This window comes from Neptunitalea chrysea (assembly GCF_027924145.1).
In the GTDB taxonomy this organism is placed as follows: Bacteria; Bacteroidota; Bacteroidia; order Flavobacteriales; family Flavobacteriaceae; genus Neptunitalea; species Neptunitalea chrysea.
The window spans coordinates 174,423-186,725 of sequence record NZ_BRVP01000007.1 but is presented as its reverse complement, the minus strand read 5'-3'; the positions used below and the strand labels follow the sequence as shown (position 1 = coordinate 186,725).

Genomic DNA, 12,303 nt, shown 5'->3' with positions numbered 1-12,303 from the left:
AATTGGTTAAATGAATTATACATGGCCATTCAAAAACAATTGGTTTTGGTACTTACCTATCAATCTTTTAAAGCAAAAAGAGCTAATGACATAGTATTTCACCCGTATCTATTGAAGGAATTTAATAACCGCTGGTTTTTAGTGGGCTATAAAAATAAAAGAAAGAAACTAGGTACTTTAGCTTTAGACCGAATTATTAAAATTGACTACGATTTTACAATCCCTTATCACCTAGTTGACTTTAATACAGAGCAGTATTATAAAAACGTTATAGGTATTACCGTAAATGAAGGAGAACCACCTCAACAAATTACACTCTGGATAGACAAGTCTAACGCTCCTTATGTGATTACAAAACCATTGCATAGCTCACAAGTCTTAAAAGAACAATTGGCAGATGGTAGTATCTATATTACTATTACGGTACAATTTAATTATGAATTAGAGCGACTTATTTTAGGTTTTGGAGAGGCTATTAAAGTGATAAGTCCTAACAGATTTAGAAATCGAATTGCTAAAAAAATTGAAACCGCAAATAGCTATTACCAGAAAACTTTAGGTAAAGATTCTTAATCATCAGAAAGTACCCCCAATATTTTTAATTTAGGGTTGGCTGCCATACCATTCGGATTACAGCCGGGTTTTCCTTCAGGAATATCCATACCCAATTTCTTATAAAAATCAATCCATCCCTGATGAAATTCTCCTGTTTTAGTATTCTTAAACGTCATTGGATTTAATTTAAAAATGGAATCCTTTTCAAAAGATCTATACACAAAATCTGAGCAATAGTAACTACTATCGTTCATTACATAACTGTAGTTATAAGGTTTCCCTGTCATGAGCTTTGCTTTTTCAAGGGCTTCAGTAATATATTTTCGATATGCTTTTTTCAATCGATACGCAGTGACTCTGCGGTAGACTTTTACTGTATCATCTTTAGGGTGCGTAAATGCTTCTAACGAAACTCTAGCCGAACCACATTCGGGAGCAGCATGTAATACAAAAATACTGTCGCCTTCTACCTCAACCATCCCCATATGCGAATAATGAGTTGCTTCTTTGGTTTGTGTTACATTATCTATGGCTTCCGACAGTGCATTGGTTGAACGCTCTCTAAAAAGGATATCACCTGTTTTCAAAGTAATTTTTTGCCCCATAAGTAACATAGAACTGCAAACACCTATCATAAATAAAACTGTCTTCTTCATAATACTAATTGTATAGAACAAATGTACTAAACAACTTTAAGACACGTATGGAAGCTTTTCGTTTTGATTATCTAGTAAACTACTTCGGAGCAACTCTACATACATTTACTAAAAATTACATTTCTATTTCGAAACAAGTCTCCAAGCCATTTAATCTCGATTATCGAGAAAAAAGAAAATCCTCCCTAAAGGCATTCAGGAGGATTTCTAAGTTAGTTAGTAATCAATACTAATCTAAAAACAAATATTAAACTATATGATATTGTTAGTTAGTTTCTTATAGTGTACTTCTGGCAATTCTCTTAACATAGCAGCACTCTTTTCAGGTGAAATATCACGTTGTGCTTCTGCCATCATCTCGTACCCTACCATAAATTTCTTAACGGTAGCCGAACGTAACAACGGCGGATAGAAATGCATATGGAAATGCCACTCAGGATGTTCCTCACCATCGGTTGGTGTTTGATGAATTCCGGAAGAATACGGGAACGATGTTTTAAACAAATTATCGTATCGTACGGTATTTGCCTTAATAATAGCCGCAAATGCTTTCCGTTCTTCTTTGGTCATTTCGGTAATATTACCAAAATGTCTTTTACTTATAATTAAGGTCTCAAATGGCCAAATAGCCCAAAAAGGTACTACTACAGCAAAGTGCTCATTCTCTACTACAATACGTTCTTTACGCTCTAATTCAGCCTTCAAATAATCAGCTAATAAACTAGTACCGTTTGCTTCGTAATGTTTTTTTAAATTGGCCTGAGTTTTCGCTACTAAAGTAGGTATAGAAGACTGTGACCATATTTGTCCGTGTGGGTGCGGATTACTACATCCCATTACGGCTCCTTTATTTTCAAAAATCTGAACGTGGTTGATAAACTCTTTACCACCCAAATCAAGGTATTGCGCTTTCCAAGCTTCTACTACTTTTTCAATAGCTTCTACCTCCATTTCAGGTAATGTCAAATCGTGTCTAGGGGAAAAGCAAATTACTCTATTGATTCCTTTCTGAGGTTCTATTCTAAATAACGGATTCGTTTCTTCAGGCATTTCAACATCTACCTGTAATAAAGAAGGAAAATCGTTATCAAACACATACACATCGGTATATTGTTTATTCACTACTCCGTTAGAACGCGTATTCCCCGGACATAAGTAACAAGAAGGATCATATTGAAGTTTTTCTTCTTCTAAATCGTTCTCCTCCTGTCCTTGCCAAGGACGTTTTGCTCTATGCGGTGATACCAATACCCACTCCCCGATTAACGGATTATATCTACGGTGTGGATGTTCGTTATAATCAAATTTTTGCGTGCTCATCTTTGTAAATACTTGTACCCTCAGAAATAGCTATCTTATAAGCTTCTAAGGCGATATTAAATTTTTCTTTATATAATGTACTTGCCTTTTTTATAATTACATCAACTGCCTCTTTCTTTACAAGGTTAATAGAGCAACCTCCAAAACCTCCACCCATCATACGAGATCCAATTACATTTCCATCATTTTCTACTAAGCTTACTAAAAAGTCAATCTCTTCACAACTTACTTCATAATCTTCAGATAAACCATGGTGTGTTTCAAACATCAAAGCACCTAATTTTTCAAAATCATTAGCTTCAATAGCATCTACAGCATCTTTTACACGTTTTATTTCTTTTACCACAAACAAACAACGCTTAAAACTTAGCGGCCCTAACTTGTCTTCTATAGCAGTAACCATATACTCAGATACATCTCTAAACGAAGTAATCATAGGATACTGCTTTTTTAAAATAGCAAAACCTTCTTCTACTTCTCTTCTTCTATCATTATAACCAGATGTTAAATGGGTATGTTTTACTTTACTATCTAATAACAAAATAGTATAATCTTTAAAGTCTGCCTTATAATATTCATAATCCATTGTATTACAATCTAGTAATACAACGTGATTTTCTTTTCCAAATACGCTGGCAAACTGATCCATAATACCACAGTTTACCCCTACAAATGTATGTTCAGCTTTTTGTCCTATTAAGGCAATATCTTTTTTGGTTAGTTCTAGGTTATAAAGCTCATTTAATGCAAAAGCAAATCCACATTCAAGTGCTGCCGAAGATGACAACCCTGCCCCTATAGGTATATTACTGCTAAATACAATATTAAAACCAGATAACGGATTTTTCTCTTTTAACTGCGCTAATACTCCGTAGAAAAAGTTTACCCACATTCTATCTGTTGGTACCGTCTCATCCGAAATATTAAACTTTACTTCATCTTCTAAATCTTTTGCAACTATGGTACATATTTTTGATGTATTTGTGGTAATAGCAAAACAGATATACTTATCTATGGCTGCGGGTAATACAAATCCATCATTATAATCTACATGCTCCCCGATTATATTAATTCTACCCGGAGATAAAAAAATATGAGCAGGATCCTCTTCAAAATAAGCTTTAAACGCATTACTCACGGATTGAACTAAACTATCATTCTTCATTCTCTATATAGTATTACTTATTTTCACTGCTTTTAAAGCAACTACTTATAAAAGTCTTAATAATTATTTTATTACATCAATAAAAACAAAGATTAAATAAACATCAAATAACACATTTAGTCTTCTATTTCTATTGATTCATTAGCAAATTTACAATATTAACATTCTAAACCACACCAGTACCAACCAGTTTTATTAAATTAGCCACCAGTTATAAATTACAATTCTTATGAAGCTTATTAATGTTGTAGAAAACACTAGCGTTCCCAAATACAAACAAATTATTTATTCGGTTGAAACAGCTATTGCTGAAAAGAGATTGAGACGAAAAGATAAACTGCCTTCTATTAATAAAATTGCTTTAGAATTTGGACTTTCACGTGATACGGTGTTACAGGCTTATAACGATCTTAAAAAAAGAGGTATTATCTCTGCTATGCCAGGAAAAGGTTACTATATTAAAAGTGAAGAGTTTACTACCGAGCAGCGAATCTTCTTATTGTTCGATGAGTTAAACTCATTTAAAGAGGATTTATATAATTCTTTTAAAGAGACCATGGGGACTTTTGCTAGTATTGATATCTTTTTTCACTATTTTAATATGGATGTATTTAAAAAGCTTATTGATGAAAATAGTGGCGATTATAATAACTATATCATTATGCCCACTATCCTAAAAGATGCGCATATACATATTAAAAAGCTTCCTAAAAATAACGTCTATATTTTAGACCAGACCAATGAAAACCTAGAAGAATATCCTTCTGTACACCAAAATTTTGTATCCGATATATATAATGCATTAGAAACGGGGTTAGATCCGTTAAAAAAATATCACAAGCTAGTACTTATATTCCCCGATTTTAAACAACCTATTGGTATGCAAAATGGGTTCATAAAATTCTGTAAGGATCACGACTTTAATTACAACATCATTTCAGATATTAAAACATATGATTTAAAAAAAGGTGATGCCTTTGTTATCCCCGATGACCGTGATTTGGTAAAAGTAATTGAATTAGCAAATGAGAAACAGTTGGAAATAGGAAAAGACCTAGGTATTATATCTTATAATGACACTCCCCTTAAAAAAGTAGTTGCTAATGGTATAACCACCATTTCAACCGACTTCACTGCAATGGGAAGTATTATGGCTGAAATGGTTGTAGGGCAACATAAAAATAAGATTGAAAATAAAAGTAGTCTTATTCTTAGAGGATCTTTATAGGTTTATCAAGTACTCGCAGAATAGCACACTCTAACCCACGTAATTCTGCTAATCCACGCAAACGACCAATCGCTGAATATCCTGAATTGGTAGTTTTATGTAAATCATCTAACATCTGGTGTCCATGATCTGGCCTCATGGGCAATCTGAAATCTTCTCTACCTGATGCTATTCGCTTTTGCTGCTCTTCTAGCAACGCTTTCATAACAGCATACATATCTACATCACCATCTAAATGATCTGCTTCAAAAAAGTTTCCCTGTATATCTCTTTTAGTGGCTCTTAAATGCACAAAATTAATTCGGTCTCCCATACGTTGTACCATCCCCACCAAATCGTTATCAGCTCGTACACCATATGAGCCTGTACAAAAGCAAAGCCCATTACTTTTACTATCCACTACCTGTATTAATTCAGTTGCATCTGCTTCGGTACTCATTACTCGTGGCAGCCCTAAAATAGGAAATGGCGGATCATCAGGGTGTATCGCCATTAAAACACCAACCGATTCTGCTACTGGAATAATTTCCTTTAGAAAGGCATAGAGATTTTCTTTTAGCGCTATTTCATTTATTCCTTTATAGGAATCTAATACTTCTTGAAACTGTTCCAATGTGTATCCTTCTTCTGCCCCTGGTAAACCTGCTATAATATTTTTAACTAGTTGCTCTTTTTTATCGGAAGACATTTCATCAAAACAATCCAATGCTTTGGTTAATTCCTCTTTGGTATAATCATGAGCTGCACCTGATCTGTTTAATAAAAAAACATCAAATACCACAAACTCGATTTTATCAAAACGCAAGGCTTTTGACCCGTCTGGAAGTTCATAAGCAAGATTGGTTCTTGTCCAATCTAAAACTGGCATAAAATTATAGCATACTGTATCTATACCACACAAAGCTAAATTGCGTATGCTTTGCTTATAATTTTCAATATAATGAACATAGTTTCCGGTTCGTTTCTTAATATCCTCATGAACAGGAATACTTTCTACCACTGACCAACTTAATCCAGCAGCTTCAATAGTTTGTTTACGTTCTTCTATTTCATCTACCAACCATACCTCTCCATTGGGTATCTGATGCAAAGCCGAAACAACTCCTGTTGCTCCAGCCATTTTAATATAAGATAACGGTACGGTATCATTAGGTCCATACCATCTCCATGTTTGTTCTAATGCCATATTATACTCCGTTAAAAGCCATAAACCCACCATCCACAGGTACTGTAATACCGGTAACAAAACGCGACGCAGGGTTACACAACCATAACACTGTACTTACCAAATCCTCCGGATCTCCAAACCGATTCATAGGAGTTTGCGATAAAATCTTTTCTCCCCTCGAAGTTAGACTACCATCTTCATTGGTCAGTAACGTTCTATTTTGTTCTGTTAAGAAAAAACCTGGTACCAAAGCATTTGCTCTAACCCCTTCTTTGGCAAAATACACTGCTAACCAATGCGTAAAATTACTAATAGCCGCTTTTGCAGCACTATATGCAGGAACCTTGGTTAAGGGTAATCCCGCACTTACCGATGATATATTCAGAATACTACAATCTGGTCTGCCAATCATATCTTTCGCAAATACTTGAATGGGAATAAACGTTCCCATAAAATTTAATCTAAAGACATAATCTACACCTTCTAAACCTAGTTTAAAAAAATCCTGAAAATCATGGTTGGTATTCGTTTCTTCATAAAACTCATCTGTAGTTACTCCTGAAGGATGATTACCTCCGGCTCCATTTAGTAAAATATCTACCAATCCAAGTTGCTCATTAATTATTGTATGGGCTTCAACCAAACTTTCTTTATTACAAACATCTACACTTACAGCCAGTGCTACCCCACCATCTTTGGTTATTTCTTTGGCTAATTTCTCTCCTTTTTCCAGACTTCTTCCTAAAATAGCCACTTTTGCCCCCTGCTTTGCCAATCCCTTGGTTAGTACACTACCTAAAACTCCGGTACCTCCGGTAATTACCACTACTTTATTCTTTAGAAACATCTTACTTATTTATTATTATAGTTAATGGATTTTTAAGCATTGCTGCCTTTTCTTCCAACATCTTATCCCAATCTTCTACAGAAGTAACTTGATTACTTTTTACCCAAGCAAACCCAGCGTAATAGGTTAACTTATCTGTTGGTTTTGCAAGTATCAATAAATTGCTTTGATCTTTTACTTCTGAAACGCGTGAAGAAGCAGAAATCACCTCATCGACATCTATAACAATACCTTCTCCAATATAGGCATCATCTATCTTCTCCCAATAACGATAACATCCTTTTTTAGGCTGAATTTTAACTGCCCCCCCATTCTCATGTAATGTAATACCAATAGCATAGTTAGGAACAGTATCTCTCGCTTTTAACGCAATTTCAAATTTGGAGAAATTAGTCCCCAAATCCAAAGTAATACGTTTGGTTTCCCGAACTTCATACGGACTCCATGGTGCATAGTTAAGTTCAAAAACCGTACGTAATGGCCCGTCTGCAATGGTTTTATACGAAATAAAATTCTTAGATACATAAATGCTATCGTTTTCCCAAATACCAATTCCTCCGGTACCACGGCTTCCTCCAACATGATACGGATCGTAGCCTTCTCCTTTATCATGATGATAAAACATAGGATCCGTTTGATACCCCTTATACCATTCATTGATAATTGATTTATCAGTTCGTTTTAACCAAAGATCAATACCACTTGAAAGAGTCCCATTTTCCCTGCCTTCCTCTGCTCGTTGTTGCGCATCGGGTCCATAGGTTCTAAAGGCTACCTTATCATTTTCCCAGGTATAATCATCGGTACGCTCCGGTACAAATCTTGAATAGGCTACCACATCTGTCTCGGGTATAGCTACAGTGCTATCGGCCAAAATAGTATAGCTTGCACTTTGAGATGCGCCTACCGATGCCTGAAATAAAAGTTCATCATTTTTACCATCGCTATCATTATCTATCCATTGTGTATAAAGATATTTTTCAGCCCCTATATCCTTAACCACAATACTACTTTCATCATACGTATTAAGTAATACAGAGAGATCTGTTACAGGAATAGCCACAATTTCTGTCCTATTAAAATTCAATGGATTGCTAACTTCTACGGTAACTTTTATCCCTTCTTTATCAGTGCAACCGATTACACCAAGAAGCACAAAAGACAACATCTGAATGATATATTTTTTGAAAATCATATGTGAAAATGGATTATTTTTTGATTCCCTCTAAGGTAGGAATAACTTCTATGATATGCCCATTCTCGTCAAATTTTAACGTATCTATACAGACCTCTCTATGGAAACCTGCTCTTCCCCCCATTTCTACACCTTTAGGATACGTAAAACGATGGTAGACTAAAAACCATTCATCTGTACCTGGTTTTTGTATAACAGAATTATGACCTGTAGCGAAAATATGAGCTGTTTCATTTTTCTGAATTACTATATTGTCATCAGGTTTTACCAACGTGCCTAATGGCTTATCTGCAATGGCGTAACGTACTTTATAATTAGGACTACGGGTGTCATCTTCAGACCACATGAAATAGTACTTACCATCTCTATAAATAACATAGGTTCCTTCTCTAAACGTGTTATCGGGAGTCATTATTTTTAGTGTATTTTTCTTGATAGATACCATATCATCATTCAATTCTACACCAGCTAAATAACCGTTCCCCCAGTACAAATATGTTTTTCCTGTTTTCGGATCCATAAATACATCAGGATCTATTTCTTGTCCGCCCTTACTACCTTTTGGTTTGAAATCAATTACGGGTTTACCGCTATCTACAAAGGGCCCTGTAGGATCATCTGCCACCGCTACACCTATTTTCTGAGCTGCTGTGAAGTAATAGAAATACTTATAAACTCCATCCACCTTTTTCTCTATAATACAAGGAGCCCAAGCGTTTCTATCGGCCCAACTTACATCTTTTTTAAGGTCTAAAATCACGCCTTCATCTTTCCAGCTAACTAAGTCATCTGATGAGAAGGTCTTAAAATAATAACCTGACCAACCGTGAAAACCGTCAGAAGTTGGGTAGATATAATATTTACCTGTTTTTTCTGCATATAAAACATCAGGGTCTGCATAATATCCTTCCAATACCGGATTATGGTCTTCATTAGCAATAACCTTATATACCTGATCACCTTTACCTTCTATGGAAATCGTATAATCTATTGCTCCCTTTGTAAAATCTTGTGGCCCTTTCGGACTTACCATAACTCCTTTAAAGGTGCTGAACTCAGGATCGAAACTCGTAAGATCAGTGCCTATTTTAACGGGTAAACGCATCTTATGTTCTTTACCGTAAATGGCTACATTTAATTTTTTTAAGTCATCTGAATTCGCTTCTATTAATGGGTCTTCAAAAGAAGCATAGTTTTCCATTAATCTTTTTAACTCGGTATCTGTAATTGGCATTACAGTACCATGACGAGGGTGAAAATTCATACTTATAGACTCATCAATTACAGTAAAATTATTTAAGTCTTTACTTTTTGTAAACTGATACCCTCCTTGTGTATACAAGTCGTACATTAAAATATACTCACCACTATCATTTAACTGAAAAATACCACTTCCCTCAACCGGGTGTGTTTCTGCATCAACTCTCTCATTACTTACCAGTTCGTATCCTTCTGTCAACTTATCTGATATTGCCAACTTAATACCCGGCTTTCCGTCTTCCGCTTTGTGGAACAAATAAAATTTCCCATCTTTTTTAATAATATCACCGTCAATACAAGCTCTGTTATTACTGCTTGCCGGCGGAAAATATAATTGCTTTGGAGCTGCCTCTAAGGCTGTAAAATCTTCATTTGCATACGCATAATAAATCTTATCAGGATGATCTCCTTGTTTCATAGAAAAATAGACCATATACTTTCCTGTAGCATCATCGTAAATAGTTTGCGGTGCCCATACTCTATACACATCTCCAAATTCGTCAGGATAAGTTTCAGGAATATTAATAACAGAAGACGTCCAGTTTATTAAATCATCCGACTTCATTAAAATCATAGCATAATTGCTCCATCCCATTTCAGGGACAAATAAATCGGTTGCTACCATATAGAAAGTTTTTCCATCTGCACCTCTTAAAATATGCGGATCTCTAACCCCTCCTGTAGTACTAATTTTAGTATTATCTAAAACAGGTTCATTATTGTTTAATGCTTTGTAATTATATCCGTCTGTACTTACCGCATAACGTATTGCCTCCTCTCCCGTAGCATTTCCGGTAAAATAAGTAAACAAATATGCTGTATATTTTTCATCTTTTTGCGTTCCTGAACATGCTGTAAATACACTTACTATCAGTACCAACAAAATCAATGATTTACTTTTAAATGTGTTTTTAATCATTGTTTCAATTTAAAATTTAGTTCGTATTTTTTATTCTAATCACCTTAAACAAGTAAGGTAACACTGTATCATTCTGATACTAACATGATTTTATTTTCTATCCCCTTGTTTTTCTTGTTCTTCTATCTCTTTATAATATTGCTGCAATACGTAAAAAGCCAGCTTTTTGTGCCCCTTATCATCTATCAAGCCTTTACGGTTCCATCCTTCCTGATATTCCGGGTTATTTCTTCTAGGCGACCTAAAATCCATCAAAATCCAAGGAGATAAACCTGTATAATTATCAGGGAAATTATTTTTAACCATGGCTATCTGTTCTTGGTAATACCACTGTTGAAACTCTTCGCTAAAACGCATTTCTTTAACATCGTGAAAACCACCTTTTGCTCCTGCTCCTGTTTCACTTATAAAAAAGGGTTTATTATATTTTGTTTCCCATTTTGCGGTTTTACAAGCATCGGGTAATGCGCCATACCATCCTAAATATTCATTTAAAGACACAATATCTGTATAAGCCCCCAGCGGGTCATCTACATAATTTACCCCATCTATGTAATGCACTTCTAAAGCTGCCGAAACCAAACGAGTATCATCTAATTGTTTTGCTTCTTTAACTAAGCTACTCATAAAAGTTGTACGGGTATCACTCACTGGAGTTTCGTTTCCAACAGACCAAATAATTACAGAAGCTCTGTTACAATCTCTGGTTATCATTTCTTTTAGCTGTGTCTCAGCTTTTTTATAGACCTCTTGATTTCCAAAGTCGATAGTCCAATACACAGGTATTTCCGTCCATACCAAAATCCCTAATGAATCTGCCATTCTTGGCATATACTCATTATGTGGGTAGTGCGCCAAGCGAACCATGTTGGCATGTAATTCTTTTACATACCCAAACAATTTGACCGCATCTTGTTTACTATGTGCTCTGCGTACCTCTTGAGCTATTTCTTCATGAATACTAATACCCCTAAGAAAAATTTGTCTCCCATTTAATAGTATCTTATCTCCGTAAACCTCTATCTTTCTAAATCCTATCTTATCTTTTACAACATCCGTATTATAGCTAATAATTACCTCATAAAGCTTCGGGTTGTTTGTATCCCACAATTCAATTTTCTTCGCCTGTAATGCTATTTTAACCGAATCTCCCGAGGCTTCATAGTCCTCATAGATATTTAATTCCGGAATCTGCACAGATACTTTACCTCCTGTAACCAATTGGTTAAGTTTTACCCAACCCGAAATAGTAAAGCGTTTCTTTTTTTGTGCCGTAAGAATATCTTGTTTTTGGTCTAATTGAAGGTGATATTGTTGAACAAAAGTTTCTGGTAGTATAACCAACTTAACATCACGGGTTATCCCTCCGTAGTTCCACCAATCGGTATTTACGGTTGGAATTTCATCAGGATAACGATTATTATTAACCCTTACCACCAAATTGTTATTGGTTTTCTGAAGTAACTCTTTTGGTATCTTAAAATTGAAAGGCGTAAATCCTCCTTTATGCATCCCTAGTTTTTTACCATTCAGATAAACATGTGTCTCATAATTTACTGCACCAAAATAGAGGTATACATCTTCGGCTTTTTTAACCTTAGGAGCATCAAAAGAACGTTGATACCAAACGGTTCCTTCATAATAGGTAAATATTCTATCTTGTGAATTCCAGTCACCCGGAACCTGAATTGGATACGGATCTTTAAAACCGTGTTCTGTCCAATCGGTTTTCTCTTTTAAAACAGGAGCATTCCAATACGCTCCTGCATCGTTTTCTCTACGTTCTTTAAAACGATAATCATAAAAGCCTGTTTCATACGGATCAATAATATAATGCCAGATTCCATTTAAAGAAACTGTATTTCGTCCTTCAGTATTTATGATGATGTTATCTTGAGCGGTTACCAAAAGGTAACCACCAAGAAAACATATAAATGAGATAACTAAATTTTTCATATTTTATTTTATTTTATTTTGTAAGTAAACTACT

At 35.0% G+C, this 12,303-nt stretch carries 10 protein-coding genes; 2 read left to right on the top strand and 8 right to left on the bottom strand.

What is annotated here, in order from left to right; translation table 11 throughout:
• A partial coding sequence (locus NBRC110019_RS06975) for a helix-turn-helix transcriptional regulator (RefSeq protein WP_281753553.1) occupies nucleotides 1-573 on the top strand: 573 nt, incomplete at its 5' end.
• Here NBRC110019_RS06975 and NBRC110019_RS06970 read toward each other — a convergent pair.
• The 3 genes from NBRC110019_RS06970 to galK form a co-directional block, all read right to left on the bottom strand.
• On the bottom strand, nucleotides 570-1,211 hold the full coding sequence (locus NBRC110019_RS06970) for a YiiX/YebB-like N1pC/P60 family cysteine hydrolase (RefSeq protein WP_281753552.1): 642 nt from the start codon (nucleotides 1,209-1,211) through the stop codon (nucleotides 570-572). The two genes, NBRC110019_RS06975 and NBRC110019_RS06970, sit on opposite strands and share 4 nt — an antisense overlap.
• A gap of 252 nt (nucleotides 1,212-1,463) precedes the next feature.
• The gene (locus tag NBRC110019_RS06965; RefSeq protein WP_281753550.1) at nucleotides 1,464-2,531 is read right to left on the bottom strand and encodes a UDP-glucose--hexose-1-phosphate uridylyltransferase; all 1,068 of its coding nucleotides are present in this window, start codon (nucleotides 2,529-2,531) and stop codon (nucleotides 1,464-1,466) included.
• Nucleotides 2,512-3,696, bottom strand: coding sequence for a galactokinase (gene galK / locus NBRC110019_RS06960; RefSeq protein WP_281753549.1), 1,185 nt, complete (start codon nucleotides 3,694-3,696; stop codon nucleotides 2,512-2,514). The genes NBRC110019_RS06965 and galK overlap by 20 nt, the downstream gene beginning before the upstream one ends.
• A gap of 229 nt (nucleotides 3,697-3,925) precedes the next feature.
• Between galK and NBRC110019_RS06955 the strand changes: the two genes are divergently transcribed.
• A complete protein-coding gene (locus NBRC110019_RS06955) occupies nucleotides 3,926-4,924 on the top strand; it encodes a GntR family transcriptional regulator (protein WP_281753548.1) in 999 nt (332 codons plus the stop codon).
• Here NBRC110019_RS06955 and uxuA read toward each other — a convergent pair.
• The 5 genes from uxuA to NBRC110019_RS06930 all read right to left on the bottom strand — a co-directional run bounded on the left by uxuA (nucleotide 4,908) and on the right by NBRC110019_RS06930 (nucleotide 12,269).
• A complete protein-coding gene (gene uxuA / locus NBRC110019_RS06950; protein ID WP_281753547.1) occupies nucleotides 4,908-6,110 on the bottom strand; it encodes a mannonate dehydratase in 1,203 nt (400 codons plus the stop codon). The genes NBRC110019_RS06955 and uxuA overlap by 17 nt on opposite strands.
• A gap of 1 nt (nucleotide 6,111) precedes the next feature.
• Nucleotides 6,112-6,939 carry an SDR family oxidoreductase gene (locus NBRC110019_RS06945; RefSeq protein WP_309297640.1) on the bottom strand — a complete coding sequence of 276 codons (828 nt, stop codon included), beginning with the start codon at nucleotides 6,937-6,939 and terminating at the stop codon, nucleotides 6,112-6,114.
• Nucleotide 6,940: 1 nt separating this feature from the next.
• Complete coding sequence (locus NBRC110019_RS06940; RefSeq protein ID WP_281753545.1) at nucleotides 6,941-8,134, bottom strand: BT3233 family polysaccharide utilization protein; 1,194 nt, start codon at nucleotides 8,132-8,134, stop codon at nucleotides 6,941-6,943.
• A gap of 13 nt (nucleotides 8,135-8,147) precedes the next feature.
• Nucleotides 8,148-10,313 (bottom strand): glycoside hydrolase family 43 protein, encoded by a 2,166-nt coding sequence (locus NBRC110019_RS06935; RefSeq protein ID WP_281753543.1) that lies wholly within the window; start codon nucleotides 10,311-10,313, stop codon nucleotides 8,148-8,150.
• A gap of 90 nt (nucleotides 10,314-10,403) precedes the next feature.
• Nucleotides 10,404-12,269: a glycoside hydrolase family 2 protein gene (locus NBRC110019_RS06930; protein ID WP_281753542.1), complete on the bottom strand. Its 1,866-nt coding sequence runs from the start codon at nucleotides 12,267-12,269 to the stop codon at nucleotides 10,404-10,406.
• Nucleotides 12,270-12,303: the final 34 nt, after the last annotated feature.